Here is a 13,366-nt window from a genome sequence, read left to right as displayed (position 1 = left end):
CTAACGAGCAAGATACCCTCCGTCTACAGCCATAGCCGTACCTGTGACATAAGAAGACTCATCTGAAGATAGGAATAGGACAGCATTAGCCACTTCCTCAGGAGAGCCCATACGTCCAAGAGCAACGCCGCTGACATTGCAGAGACGAGCGGCATCCGGATCCGGTGCGCGATCCCATGCCTGACGAACAAATTTCGTATCAATAGGACCGGGGCAGACGCAATTAACTCTGATATTGTCCGGCGCCAGCAAGAGAGCCAAAGATTTTGTCAGGGTAACTATGCCGCCCTTCGTTGCAGAATATACTGGGCTCATGGGAGAGCCGACTTTTCCGGCAATTGAGGAATCGAAAACAATCGCGCCGCCGCCTGTCTTTCTCATTTCCTCGACAGCGTACTTCGCGCTGAAGAAACAACTCCTCAGGTTCACGGCAACTGTCTGATCCCATCCCTCTTCAGTAACTTCATCCAGACCTCCGGGGCCCGGCACGCCAGCATTGCTGAAGAGTATATCCAGCCTCCCGTAGCTTTCCACCGCTGTCTTTATCATATCCTGCAAATCCGTGAGCTTAGACACATCTGTATGGACAAGAATGGCCTCTCCACCCGCTTCTTTAATCAGCTTTACCGTCTCTTCGCCTTTGCTGAGTGTCCTTACTGCCACTACAACCTTTGCGCCGTTCTTGGCATAAAGGCAGGCGGCTGCTTTTCCTATGCCCGCTCCTGCGCCTGAAACCACAGCGACTTTACCAGCTAATTTCAAGTTCATCTTTCCCCTTTGTCAATCTTTTACAGAAGTATCGAGCGATACTTCTTTAAGATTTACTGAATTTACAATTGTCGAACGGCAGAGAATAACATGACCACACAACGACCTCATAGAAGACAGTAAACTCTGGTACCTATCGCCGTAGATCCAGCAAATAACCATGTTATTTCCAGAGTGCCTGTTAATCCTTAATTTCTTTCGTTATGGGCCAACCGAGGCCAAGGCTCACAGCTGACTTTCCGGCAGCTCCGCCGACTACCGCGATGTCAAAATAGCCGAAGTCTCTTACCATCGGAACCATCGTATCATCCGATGCATTGATTAGCCATCTGTATCCGGGAAGTACAATCTTGCTTTCGATGCGCGGGATAACCTGATGTTTGAACTGCCCCCACTTACGGCGGCACTTAGCGTAGAGATACTGCTTGACGTCGAACTTTGACCAACCTGCGTTGGCAATCATTCTGGCGTGGTCAGGAGCAAGAAGCAATGCCACCTTCATACGCGGAGGTGTTACGTAGCCCAGCCATGAACGCGCACCGAGCCAGCCCATTGAGTCTATTGAGGAAGCGAAGGTACGAAGAAGAGTTTCCGGCGTGTCGCTCTCCATGTCCTCTATTTCCATGAGCGACTGGCACGGAATTGCCGTAACGCAATTCTGACCAGGCTTGAATCCCTTTTCGACGCTGAAGGGTTCCCATGGGTTTTCAGCCTCATTTTCAGCTGCGCAGAAACTGTATTTGATCGGAGAGCCGATCGTATCCATATCGCGTATACGGGCGTATGTAAAGCCGATATTCATCATGCAGAGGCGCACTGCTCTTCCGATTGCCGTATTTGCCGCCGAATCTTTGCCAGGACCAAAACAGCATGCTCCGCTGTTCATCCCTATCTGTTTGGCAATAGGTCCGTTTACAAGAAGTATGGGGGCGTGAGCACCGGTGGACTGGGCCAGGATGGTCAAAACAAACTCCTCTACATCCATAGCTTCAATTATAGATATCATTATAGGCAGGTGTGCGGGTTCGCAGCCGGCCATGACGCAGTTGGCTGCAATTTTTTCTACTGTGGCCAACCCCATGCCAGGCTGCATTTTAAGGATAACTTCATTACGGTCACGTTTCGTGCCAGTCAGCATGCGGTTAACAGCTTCCTCGGTGGGAGGAACTATCGGGAATCCGTCTCCCCAGCCGTGGTTAAGGAAATAATGGTTGAGGTTGTAGCCCCAATCAAAATAATCTGATCCCTCGATGGTTATACGCTCCGGTTCAACCTGATGTTCCAGAGGAACTTCTTTTACCGGCTTGTCTGACGCGGCGGCCTCGCCGGCTTTTTTCTTCGGCGGAAAGAGGAGCTCGCCTTCATGAGTCAAACCGTAAACTACGGCGTCATAGAGCGCCTCGCCGGTCTGAGCAACTTCTTCCTCCGGCATCTCGGTGAAAGGATGAGGCATTACCGCTCTGCGTGCTCTCAGTAATCCTCTGGTTTTGAATTCCGATGCATTAATCGGCAAAAATCCTTTGGCTACAATTCCTACGGTGGGAATACCAAGTTTTTCTAGGGAACTTACGTCACGCGTAAGCCATGCTGTGCACGATCCTCAGTCTCCTGTGGTAGCGATGGCCGCTTGGCACTCCGCCGCAATTACTCTATCGTATACTTCATCACCATGAGGCCAGCCCTGAGTAAATAATTCGGTCTCAACGTTATACTCTTTTTTCAAGCGAGCCGCTATTGTTTTTAATGCTATGTCGCCTTTCGCCTTGCCATTCCACCATAACGCTATCTTCTTTCCTTCAAGGCTAGTCAAGCTAGCCGCTGGCGTTATAGTCTTTGATTCGACTTTAGCCACAGGATTCACTATTGTCATTGAGACATTCTGAGCTTTTTCCACTGACATTCCTTATACCTCCTTGAAGTATCAATAACACATTTAGTAACAAGATTCATTATTTCTGTTACTAAATTTTAAGCTTTCCCCTTCGACACCCACTACCTCCTTTCGAAGTCCTGCAGGAGTTCAGCTTTTTGTTCACTACCATGTATCCTTGAGATGGTGTCATTTTAAAACAGAATTAAGGAACTGTCAATTTATGTGGACTGATGTCCCATAGGACTAATGTCCCAATAATAGTATTTGCTTTTTATGTGGTTAGCGAGAAACTGTAAGGCTAAAAATAAAAACGTTAAAAGAAAAAAGCCCAGAATATCACATTGCCATAGCGAACAAGCTATGGCAATATAATATACGCCACAAGCTTGAAGGCATCATAATCATTGGGCTATGTGCTACGGTATGCGGGGTCAGAGATGGATATTTTCCTCAATAGGACCATCGTTCCACTAACGATGCACAGCTGTTCCGTCAGAGACATCCCCACCGTCTTAAAGACGACAGGCCCACTATTGTGCCAGTGTTATTCCCAATTTTGATGGTTTTGACACTACAATCTGGTGATATCAAGGCTTTACAAAAAAATAATGAGGAAAAATATACGTAGAAAATCTGCAATTATTGAGAGAAAACTAAGATAATGAAACCAGAGGCGACGGAAGAACCCCAGGATAGATCGTTCCAGAACAGACTAGAAAATATGATAAATATGGACCATGGCGTGATTTGCTGCCGTATTATGGTGACTGGAAAAACATACATCGCCGTTTTTGCCGCTGGCGCGACCTAGGAGAATAGGATCGCTTTGGAACTTCTGGTAAACGAATCGGATTTTTTATATCGTTCTGTCTATTTTAAGGGTATTCTGACATTGAAGCGTATATCAACTCAAAATCGACGGCGATTTTGAGCTAATAGATTCAAGAGGTATCGCCGCCGCTGTTTCAAAAAACTTTGGCAACGGGGTTGTTCAAAGCCGTAGGTAAGGCTGTATCCGTTATTTATTTCATTAGCCGGCACTCTTTTATAATCTAGTCCGTCCCCACTAAAATATATACCATTGATTTTCTTTCTCCGCGCTCTGCAAGCAGACCTTCCATGACCATTTCATTGTTTTTCATTCTTCGCCGGCGATTTTTGCGATTATCTCATCCGCGGCCTCCGGCCTTGCCAGCTCTTTGGCCGCCGCGCTCATCCTCTGCGCGGCCTCTCCGGCAAAGAGCGCGACGACGCTCTCCGCCGCGCGCGAGGGGCGCGGCAGGGGCCAGGCGGCGCCGTTTGACGTCAGGTAGGCCATATTTAACTCCTCCTGTCCCGGCACGGGGTCGATGAGCAGCATCGGCAGCCCCGCGCAGAGCGCCTCGGAGGCGGAAAGCCCGCCGGGCTTCATCACCGCCGCGTCGGCGGCGGCGTAGTAATCCTCCATATTGGAGACGAAGCCCTCTATCCTCACGTTCTTCTTATAGCGGAAATATCCCTTCATCTGCGCGAACAGCTTAGCGTTGCTGCCGCAAATTACGGCGACGCGCGTGCCGCGCAGCGCCGCGAGCGACTTCGCCGCCTTGAACACGGAGCCCGCGCCGATGCCGCCGCCGCTGACGAGGATCACCCGTTCGTCCTGCGGCAGGCCGAGCTTAGCCCGCGCCTCTTCTTTTGAAAGAAGGTTTTTAAACTTCTGCGCGATTGGTACGCCGGCGTCGCTCACATTGTATATCCCCTCCGCGAGACGCTGCCGCACGGCGTTCGGGCTGCCCGCGAAGGACCAGGCGAACTCCGAGCCGCGCTGGAAGCTATGGCTCTCAAAATCGGTATCGGCGCAGTAGACTGGGATACGCCCCGCCTCCATCTTCACCAGCTCGGAGGCCCCGAAATAGTGCGTAAATATCGCCGCCTCGGTGCCGTTCGCGGCGAAAAGATTTTTCAGTCTCGGCAGATAGAGGCGGCAGAGTCTTTCGTGCGCCCACTCGAATGCCCGGGACTGCGCCCCGGGACGGTCTGAGCCCCAGTAAAAGGCCCCCCACAGCCACGGCGCATGGCGCGCCATCGCGACATAACCCTCCGAAACGACATATTTGAGCCACGCGGGGACGAAATCCAGAATATCACAGCAGAGGACGCGCCCCTGCGGGTTATAGGCGAGAAAGGCCTCGCAGAGGGCAAAGGCCGCCGTGCGGTGGCCCGTCCCCTCGGAGGCGTATATCACCGCGAGAGAATTTAATTTTTTCATACAAGTCCTTTAAAGAGATCGCCGATCGTCACCTTAGGCGCGGCGTTGCGCTCCTTCTCGACCCTGATCGCCGCCAGTATCGAGTCGCGCATCTGCTCCTGCGTGTAGTTGCGCGGGAAATAGAGCGCGGAGGCGTCGCCATGGCCGCCGCCGCGGATCTTCTTGCCGTCCTTCAGCAGCGCCAGCACCCGCCCCGCGAGGCCGTCGCGGCTGCGCATCGAGACCGCCCAGTCGCCGCCGAAGCGCTTCGCGGCCACCGCCGCAACCTCGGGCGGATTGTCGTCGCGGTCAAGGATCAAGCCGCAGAAGTCGGAGACGTCGCCGTACTCCAGCACGCCGTCGCAGACAAACGCCAATTCGCTGCCGGAGCGCCAGATATGCTCCTTCGCCAGCGCAAAGCGCGCCTCCTGCCGCTCCGTGAACTCCTCCGCGCCGGCCAGCTCCACGGGAGAGAGCTCCGCGCGCGGGTTGTCCATCAGACGCGCCAGCATGCCCCACTGGCCGCACATCGTTACGAGAGCCTGCCACAGGCGGCTCTCAGGCATCTCTCCGAGCCATAGGTCGCGGTCGTTGGCGATCTTCATCACCGGTTCGAGCTCCGCAAGCACCGTCTGCGTGCGTTCATCCTTCGCGTTTTCGCGCAGCCACCGCCAATAGACGAGGGCCCCGCAGTAATTTGTGTCGATCACGGCCCACTTGCGGTTGCCGTAGCGCTCGAAGGTGCTCTTGTGGTGGTCGAAGAGGAAGGGACGGCGGGCGTCGTTCCATAGTTTGTCAATCTCGTCCACCGTCTGCTCGCGCTGGCAGAAGAGGTCCAGCACAAGCGGCTCCTGTCCCGCCGCGAGCGTCTCAAGAATCAGCATGTCAACATCGCCGTACCCGGTGAGCGAGATACGCACGAGGCGGTCATGGTGATGGACATGCCAGGCGAGCGCCGCCGCCGCGACGCCGTCGAGATCCGTATGGCTGATTATATGAAGAAGAGGTTTATCCATTGTAATTCCCCCGATTTTTGTAAATAATATATATCACAAAGAGGTGGATGTAAATTAAAAATACTGTAATAAGTTTTCGGTCAAAACAGCGGGATAACGGCGGAAAGTTCCCGCGGGGGATATAATTCAGGCAAAGAGGTGTCAATAAAGATGAAAAAAGCTGTAATCGATATCGGAACCAACTCGGTGAAGCTCATTATCGGAGAGAGTTTACAGGAAGACATCATAAAAATTATCTTGGACGTCAACGTGATAACCAAGCTCGGCGAAGGAATGCGGGAGGACGGCAGGCTCTCGGAGGCGGCGATGGCGCGCACGGCGCAGGCCGTCGTGAAATTCGCGGATTTCGCCCGCTCGCAGGGGGCGGAGGAGATCGTCTGCGTCGGTACGATGGCGCTGCGCACGGCGGAAAACGCCGGAGACTTCATCGAAACGGTGCGCGCGGCGGGCGGCCCGGAGGTGCGCGTCCTCTCCGGCGAAGAGGAGGCGGCGCTCTCCAGCCGCGCGGTGCTGAACAGCATAGACGGCGCCTTACGCGGCGAGGTCTTAATCTTCGACACCGGCGGCGGCAGCACGGAGTTCGTGCGCGCGGCGGGCGGCGAAATAGAGAGAGCGTTCAGCGTGCCGGTGGGCGCGGTGACGCTCACCGACGAAAAATTCAAAAGCTCGCCGTCCGACCCACGGCTGGTCTGCTCCGTGATCGCGGCGCTCACCAGGAAATTCTCCGAGGCGGGCGTCAGTCCGGGCGCGGCCATGATGATCGGCGCGGGCGGCAACGTCACCGCGATCGCCTCCGTAGCCGCCGGTCTTGATCGCTACGACCCCAACGTGATACATGGAAGCGCCCTCACGCGGGAAGAGATAATGCGCCAGACGGCGCTCTACGCAAAATGTACCGACGAAGAGCGCCGCGAAATAAAGGGACTTTCGCCGAAAAGAGCCGACATCATCCTCGGAGGGGCCTGTATCATCCTCGCCGCGATGGAGGCGGCGGGGGCCAAAGAGATCGTCGTCAGCGACCGCAGCCTGCGCCATGAGCTGCTGAGAAAAGAACTGAGTACGGATACTAAAATTTAAAACTTCCTTACCACACATAGAGGGCAGGCTTTTGTCCCGCCGTCAAATCAACGCTAGAAACAGCCGCCGCTGAAAACGGCGGCTGTCGCTTTCCGTCCGCCTACCGCCGTTCAACACGGAGCGGTATTTCGGCAGATAAAGAAAATTTACAAAAAATCCCACATATGCCCCTCTTTTGTTGGACTTTTGTTGGACTTCGCCCTCTATAATCATAAGAAAGAGGATTTTACCGTCATTTTATCGCGGAATATTGGATGCTGGGGAAATTTATCCCTACACCGTACGCACCTTTAGACCGTAAAAATAGAGCGGCCCTTTTTACGAGAGGAGGCAAAGTATGACAAATACAATATGCTCATATGGAACCTCCATGTCAATTTTTTGTATATATAATTTAGAAAACCATACTTTTAACGAGAGAGAGAGAGAGAGAGAGAGAGAGAGAGAGAGAGAGCTTCTAAACAATACTCTTTTCAATTTAATTCCCCCGTTCTTCTACATGAATACAGCGCCAGTAAACGGAGATGCGCCTCACCAAACGCACCTCCGTTTGTCGTGTCTCCATACCGGCGCGTAATCTCATTTACTCCTTGTCAATGCCGGGGGTGGTCATAAAAACCGGCTGATAATTAACGGGCGCGTATCTGTCCAGTCTCTGACTTTAGCTTTTCACCTGAATATGGAAGGATGATTGTAATGTTAAAACGGATAAGAATGTTTTTCGTAATGCTTGCGGTGCTGATGCTGATCGCCGCGCCGGCAATGGCAACAGACGTTAGGAATTTTACAGAGTTAAAAGATGCAATTAACGCTGGTGGCTCCATAACGTTACAAGAGAACATTACGGGGATTACAGAGGGTTTAATTTTAAACCAAAAAGACGTTGTCCTTGATTTGAACGGCAAAGAACTCTCAACTACAGACAATTTCAATGGGACATTCATCAGAGTGAAAGGATGTTCCTTAAAGATCGATAACGACGGCGCTATCACCTCATTCGGCACCACGTTTTATATTACAGAAGGAGGCCGCCTCGAAATCACTGGCCCAAGCTCTTTGACAACTATAGACTCTATGCTAATCGGCCTTGATAATAAAAATGGAGGGAATACCTTATCCATATCAGGTAATGCAAAGCTGAATGGTAAATCCGGCATCGCTATGATAGTAGCATACGCCTTGGGATCGTATGCCAATAATATTTCAATATCCGCCGGTGAATTTCACGGGGGTATCACTATTCAAGGTTATGACAAAGCCCCGGAAAATTTTCAAATCACCGGAGGAGCATTTAAATCTAACCCGTCGAAATATCTAAAAGACAACTACGAAGCAGTAGTAGAATCAGACAGCCTATACCATGTCCGCGCAAAAACGCCCGCGCCCGCTGACATTTACAGCCTGAAATTCGAGCGTGACGCTGTCGAAGTGCTTGTCGGCGCTCCAACCCGTGTCACGACGACGCTTACACAAAATGGCACAGAGCTTCCGGATTACGGTTTAGAGTTGGCCGGAGAGGTGCCGGAATGGCTCGAATTAAAATTTGAAGGCAACGCGGTCGTCCTCACCGCCTCGGAAGAGGGGAAATGTGATGTCACCATATCCGCGATGGTCGGTGGGGCAATTAAAACAAGGGCCGCCTTGACGGTAAACGCCGTCAAGACACAGCCGACACCCGGCCCCATCGACCCCGCACCGAAACCCGTCAAACCGGTCATCGGCAACGTCTCCGACGATGTGAAGGCCGAGATCAAGCCGGAGCTGGCGGTGACTGAGGGCGACCCCGCCAAGGCCGCGAAAAATATCGGCGACGCGCTGACGGTGGAACAGCTTACGATTAAGGACGGCAATACGATCGTAAAGCCGGAGGTGGCGGTCAAGGCGGCAAACAAGCTGGGGACGCTCAGCAGCGTGACCTCGAAGGACGTCGTCGCCCTGCCGGTATTCACAACGCCCGCAATCGACGCCTATAAGGACAAGACGATAATGATCTCCTATGAGGTACTTGGCTCCGACCTCAAGGCGAAAAAGCCCGCCGACGTCAAGGTGATGAAGATTCTCGGAGCGGAAAATGGCGAGCTCTTTACCTACGCCTCCGCGATCACCAAAGATATGGATAAAAAGTTCACCGTCATGAAGGACGACGACAGCGGTACGATATTCACCGGCGATATAGACGGATATACCATGTACCGTCTCGCGCTCTTCATCAAGGATGGCGGTAAATTCGACCTCGACGGCAAAAAGGACGGCGCGGTCGCCGACCCGACGGTGATCCTGGGAGCGGAAAAGAGAGCCCCCAGCGGCGGCTGCAACGCGGGATTCGGCGTGCTTGCCCTGCTGCTCTCCCTCGCGGCGCTTCCCCTGGTGTACAAAAGGAAAAAGTAGACGTATTCAGCCGTCCGGCGTAACCGTGCCGGACGGCAAAACTGCTCTATATGAGCGGCGCGGGCCGCCGGCCGATTCCCCCTGAACGGGCCGCGTTCACGCCGCTTTTTATATAGAGATACCAATATAGTATTCTCCCATCCACCAGTCAGAGATCAGGGGGAAACCGGCGGACGGCATTCCGCCGGTTATTTTTTAAGACGGCGGCATAAAGTCTTACAATTACGTAAAACCCGCCGTTAATGTCCCTTAAACTCTTGACAAATTATTTCGTGGGTAGTATTCTTTCGCACAAGTTAAATATAGAAACCGATGAGGCGGAGATAAAATCTCTATACGCGCCTTACAGAGAGCGGGGATGGTGAGAAACCGCGGGAGAGGCGAAGGGATAAATGGACCGAGGAGGGCGCACGGAAAGGGTAATCCCGAGTATGGTGCGACGCAGGCGCAGCGTAAAAGGCGCGGGAGCGTGACAGCGCTCTTTGAGCGGGCCGTATATACGGCCAACGAAGGTGGCACCGCAGAGAGGAAAATTGATCTGTCCTTCGGCATGAGAGAAGTCCATGCCGAAGGACAGATTTTTTTTACAGACAAGAGAGCAGATAAGACAAGAAAAGAAAGGACAGATAAGAATGAACGGAACAGAGACAGGCAGAGAGAGAACAGTCGCAGTTGAGGAGAGGGCCGCGGGGCTATCAGTGTCACAGATAATGCTGGTGGCGGTGCTGCTGGCGGCGGGGGCGGTGATGAAGTTTTTCATCGGCTCGATATTTTCCGCGGGCATGAAGCCGAACTTCATCATCGCCATGTACTGCCTCGCGATCCTTCTGGTAAGGCCGCGCTTTAAGGAGGCGGCGGTCATCGGGCTGCTCGCGGGAGCGGTCTGCCAGTTTTTCCCCGGCACCCCATACCTCAACTTCCCCAGCGAGATGGCGGGGGCGCTCGTAATGGCGCTCTTCGCAAAGATGGGCGGCCGCTTCGGCGGTTTCCTGATGCCCGCGATTTCGGCCTTTATCACGACGGTGGTCAGCGGCGGCGTATTCATGGCGCTGCTCTACGCGCTCTTTTTCTCCGGCGGCGCGACGGCTCCCGCGCCCTTCGCGGTATTCGCGGGGATAATCTTCGGCACCGCCGCCGTCAACTGCGTCATCGTCCAGGTGCTTTATATACCGATCGCCGCCGCCCTCAAGATGCGCGCGGCGGCCAGATAGGAGGGGCGGCGATGATCTCCGTCGAAAACCTCTCCTTTGTCTACGAGGGCGCGGAGAGGCGGGCGCTTGACGGCGTCTCGCTGCGCATCCCGCGCGGGGCCTTCGCCGGGATCACCGGAGCCAGCGGCTCGGGCAAAAGCACGCTGCTCCGCGCGATAGCGGGGATCGTGCCACACTATCTGCGCGGCAGATTTTTCGGCGCGGTGAAGGTCGGCGGCCTCGACACCCTTGAGAACTCCCCCCAGCAGATCGCGCGGCTCGCCGGTTTTGTCGGCGAGGACATCGAAAGCCAGATGGTCTGCGAGACGGTGGAGGAGGAGCTGCTCTTCGGGCTGGAAAATTTCGCCGTGCCCCGTGCGGAGATAGAGGGGCGCATCGCCTCCGCACTGGAGATGCTCGCCATTTCTCATCTGCGCGGCAGAAAGATATCCTCGCTCTCCGGCGGACAGAGGCAGAAGACGGCGCTCGCCGCGATGCTGGCCCTCTCGCCGCAGGTGCTTATCCTTGACAATCCCTCCGCGGAGCTCGACCCCGCGGCCACGGAAAATCTCTATTCCGCCCTCGCCGCGCTCAACGCGCGCGGCATGACGGTGGTCGCGGCGGACCAGAAAGTCGGTCTGCTCTGCCGCTTCGCCACACAGATGATCGTGATGGCGGAGGGCGGCGCGGCGCTCTGCGGAACGACACGGCAGGTGATGAACGAAACGGAGACGCTCGCCTCGGCCGGGGTCATGCTTCCGCGCCGCATAGAGCTCGGCGCGCGGCTTCGCGCGGAGGGGCTCTACGACGGAGATATGCCGCTCGACATTCCGCGGGCGGCGGCGATGGTGAGGGGGATATCTCAATGATAGAGTTTAAAAACGTCTCCTACGGCTACGGCGAGGAACCGCTTCTCTCCGGCCTCTCCTTCCGGCTCGCGGCTGGGTCGTTCACCGCCGTAGCGGGAGAAAACGGCGCGGGAAAATCGACGCTCTGCCGTCTCGCCGCCGCGCTGCTGCGTCCCACGGCGGGCGAGGTCGTCAGCAACGGCCTTTGCACCTCCAAAGAAAAGGGGGTGGCCTTCGCCGCCTTCACCGGCTTTCTATTCCAGAACCCCGACCGGCAGATATGCCGCGCCACCGTCGGCGAAGAGATAATGTTCGGCCTGCGCTGTATAAACTCCGACGGCAAAGAGGCGCGGCTCGCGGCGGCGGAGATTATCGAGGAATTCGGCTTCTCCCCCGAGCGGGAGATATTCTATATGAGCCGCGGCGAACGCCAGATGCTCGCGCTGGCCTCGGTGCTCGTGCGCCGCCCGAAGATATTGATCGCCGACGAACCGACCTCGGGGCTTGACCGCCGCCAGTACGAGTTTGTCGCGGAGCGGCTCAAAGAGGCGCGGCGGCGCGGAGCTACGGTGCTGATGGTGACGCACGACATGAAGCTCGCCGAAGAGCTGGCTGACGACATGCTCATCATCGGCGGCGGCGCGGTTAGGGCTCACGGCCCCGCCGCCGGGCTGCTCTCCGACCGGAGGCTCATGGAGGACTCCTCGCTGCGCCTGACGGAGATGCGCGAACTCGCCACCCTGCTCGGCGGAGATTTTGCGAACGCCGGCTCCGTAAACGAAATTGTGGAGACCGTAAAAGACAAAAGAAAAAGGAGGGTGGCATAAATGAACGGACTTTTTGACTGCGCGGGCGGCAACGGCTTTATATACCGCCTCAACCCCTCGGTAAAGATACTGCTCGCCTTCGCGGCGGGCATGGCCGCCTTCGCTGTAAGAAGCATCTCCGGCGCCCTGTTCATCGCGTCGCTGACGGTGGCCGCCGCGGCGCTCTCCGGCCTCGGCAGGAAGGCGCTCTCGATGGCGCTGCTGCTCGTGAAGATATCGGCGCTGCTCTTTGTCATTCAGCTGCTCTGCGTACAGAGCGGCGAGACGTTCTTCTCCGTGGGACCGGTAAGAGTGACCGACGAAGGGCTGCGCTTCTCGCTGCTGATGGCGGCGAAGCTGATCGCCGCCTCCCTGCCGCTGATGCTCGCGCTCTCGGCGACGAAACGCGGCGACCTCGCCAACTCCCTCGTGCAGAACTGCCGCCTGCCATACCGCTACGCCTTCGCGCTCACGGCAACGCTGAAATTCATCCCCACCCTCGCCGCGGAGATGGCGCAGGTGATGGAGGCGCAGCGCGCGCGCGGCGTGGACTTCGAGGTGCGCAACCCCATCAAAAAAGCCGCCCTCATCGCGCCGCTCTGCCTGCCGCTCCTGCTCTCCTGCGTCCGCAAGATAGAAAACAGCGCCGTCGCCGCCCAGCTGCGCGGCTTCGAACTGCGCCGCCGCGACAGCGGATATAAGAGCTATGCCATAGGTATAAAAGAGGCCGCGGCCACCGCGGTGAGCGCGGTGACCCTTTCGGTCGCCCTTCTCCTGTAAAATCGGCGTTTATACGCGCTGTCTGCGTCATAACTTACCCTCTGAGCATCCTCGCCGTATGAAAATACGGCTCCGGTTCTCAGAGGACAAGTTATTTAGCATCCAGCACGTCTAAACGCCGATTTCCTTTGGACGGGAAAAGAGATAAATAGCGATTTAGCTTTGATAGGGGAAACGATAAATCGTGATTTACCAAAGATTTTGGCTCCCTCTCTGAGGCGGCCAGGGAGCCGAAATCTTTGATTTCGTGCGATTCGGCTGGTAGTTACATCAGAACTGTCCCGTAGGGACTGAGGGAGAGTTGACCTTAGGTTCTCTCGCGGCTTTCGCCGCGGACTCAGTTTGGCGCGGGAACTGCGCCAAACTGAGCAACACTCCTTCCGTCAGCCGCCA

The 13,366-nt window shown here is 55.4% G+C and carries 10 protein-coding genes and 1 pseudogene; 7 read left to right on the top strand and 4 right to left on the bottom strand.

Annotated elements, in window-relative coordinates; genetic code table 11:
• The gene (locus BED41_RS00875; RefSeq protein ID WP_066741880.1) at positions 1 to 768 is read right to left on the bottom strand and encodes an SDR family NAD(P)-dependent oxidoreductase; all 768 of its coding nucleotides are present in this window, start codon (positions 766 to 768) and stop codon (positions 1 to 3) included.
• Between the two features lie 181 nt (positions 769 to 949).
• Positions 950 to 2,668, bottom strand: coding sequence for a UGSC family (seleno)protein (locus BED41_RS00870; RefSeq protein WP_302464290.1), 1,719 nt, complete (start codon positions 2,666 to 2,668; stop codon positions 950 to 952).
• A gap of 708 nt (positions 2,669 to 3,376) precedes the next feature.
• Here BED41_RS00870 and BED41_RS16045 point away from each other — a divergent pair.
• Positions 3,377 to 3,454 (top strand): annotated as a pseudogene (locus BED41_RS16045) (IS5/IS1182 family transposase); the annotation flags it as partial.
• Between the two features lie 325 nt (positions 3,455 to 3,779).
• Here the strand turns inward: BED41_RS16045 and BED41_RS00860 are convergent.
• Both BED41_RS00860 and BED41_RS00855 read right to left on the bottom strand, forming a co-directional pair.
• Complete coding sequence (locus BED41_RS00860; RefSeq protein WP_066741874.1) at positions 3,780 to 4,889, bottom strand: glycosyltransferase; 1,110 nt, start codon at positions 4,887 to 4,889, stop codon at positions 3,780 to 3,782.
• On the bottom strand, positions 4,886 to 5,884 hold the full coding sequence (locus BED41_RS00855) for a DHH family phosphoesterase (RefSeq protein WP_066741871.1): 999 nt from the start codon (positions 5,882 to 5,884) through the stop codon (positions 4,886 to 4,888). The genes BED41_RS00860 and BED41_RS00855 overlap by 4 nt, the downstream gene beginning before the upstream one ends.
• A gap of 150 nt (positions 5,885 to 6,034) precedes the next feature.
• On the opposite strand from BED41_RS00855, the gene BED41_RS00850 reads away from it, so the two are divergent.
• The 6 genes from BED41_RS00850 to BED41_RS00825 all read left to right on the top strand — a co-directional run bounded on the left by BED41_RS00850 (position 6,035) and on the right by BED41_RS00825 (position 12,973).
• Positions 6,035 to 6,961, top strand: a complete 927-nt coding sequence (locus tag BED41_RS00850; RefSeq protein ID WP_066741869.1) for a Ppx/GppA phosphatase family protein — start codon at positions 6,035 to 6,037, stop codon at positions 6,959 to 6,961.
• Between the two features lie 1,161 nt (positions 6,962 to 8,122).
• Entirely contained in the window at positions 8,123 to 9,349 is a 1,227-nt protein-coding gene (locus BED41_RS00845; protein WP_168160201.1) for a Synerg-CTERM sorting domain-containing protein, read from the top strand.
• A gap of 632 nt (positions 9,350 to 9,981) precedes the next feature.
• Complete coding sequence (locus BED41_RS00840; RefSeq protein WP_066748731.1) at positions 9,982 to 10,560, top strand: tryptophan transporter; 579 nt, start codon at positions 9,982 to 9,984, stop codon at positions 10,558 to 10,560.
• Between the two features lie 11 nt (positions 10,561 to 10,571).
• Entirely contained in the window at positions 10,572 to 11,408 is an 837-nt protein-coding gene (locus tag BED41_RS00835; RefSeq protein WP_066741859.1) for an energy-coupling factor ABC transporter ATP-binding protein, read from the top strand.
• Positions 11,405 to 12,214 (top strand): energy-coupling factor ABC transporter ATP-binding protein, encoded by an 810-nt coding sequence (locus BED41_RS00830; protein ID WP_066741856.1) that lies wholly within the window; start codon positions 11,405 to 11,407, stop codon positions 12,212 to 12,214. The genes BED41_RS00835 and BED41_RS00830 overlap by 4 nt, the downstream gene beginning before the upstream one ends.
• Entirely contained in the window at positions 12,215 to 12,973 is a 759-nt protein-coding gene (locus BED41_RS00825) for an energy-coupling factor transporter transmembrane component T family protein (protein ID WP_066741849.1), read from the top strand.
• Positions 12,974 to 13,366: the final 393 nt, after the last annotated feature.

Source organism: Cloacibacillus porcorum (assembly GCF_001701045.1).
Taxonomy (GTDB): domain Bacteria; phylum Synergistota; class Synergistia; order Synergistales; family Synergistaceae; genus Cloacibacillus; species Cloacibacillus porcorum.
This window is presented reverse-complemented; position numbering and strand designations above follow the sequence as displayed.

Bases quoted from the DNA above. Each gene is read 5' to 3' on its own strand.
- BED41_RS00860 (WP_066741874.1), bottom strand. From the start codon at position 4,889: ATGAAAAAATTAAATTCTCTCGCGGTGATATACGCCTCCGAGGGGACG.
- BED41_RS00840 (WP_066748731.1), top strand. From the start codon at position 9,982: ATGAACGGAACAGAGACAGGCAGAGAGAGAACAGTCGCAGTTGAGGAG.
- BED41_RS00835 (WP_066741859.1), top strand. From the start codon at position 10,572: ATGATCTCCGTCGAAAACCTCTCCTTTGTCTACGAGGGCGCGGAGAGG.
- BED41_RS00830 (WP_066741856.1), top strand. From the start codon at position 11,405: ATGATAGAGTTTAAAAACGTCTCCTACGGCTACGGCGAGGAACCGCTT.
- BED41_RS00875 (WP_066741880.1), bottom strand. From the start codon at position 768: ATGAACTTGAAATTAGCTGGTAAAGTCGCTGTGGTTTCAGGCGCAGGA.
- BED41_RS00845 (WP_168160201.1), top strand. From the start codon at position 8,123: ATGATAGTAGCATACGCCTTGGGATCGTATGCCAATAATATTTCAATA.
- BED41_RS00855 (WP_066741871.1), bottom strand. From the start codon at position 5,884: ATGGATAAACCTCTTCTTCATATAATCAGCCATACGGATCTCGACGGC.
- BED41_RS00825 (WP_066741849.1), top strand. From the start codon at position 12,215: ATGAACGGACTTTTTGACTGCGCGGGCGGCAACGGCTTTATATACCGC.
- BED41_RS00850 (WP_066741869.1), top strand. From the start codon at position 6,035: ATGAAAAAAGCTGTAATCGATATCGGAACCAACTCGGTGAAGCTCATT.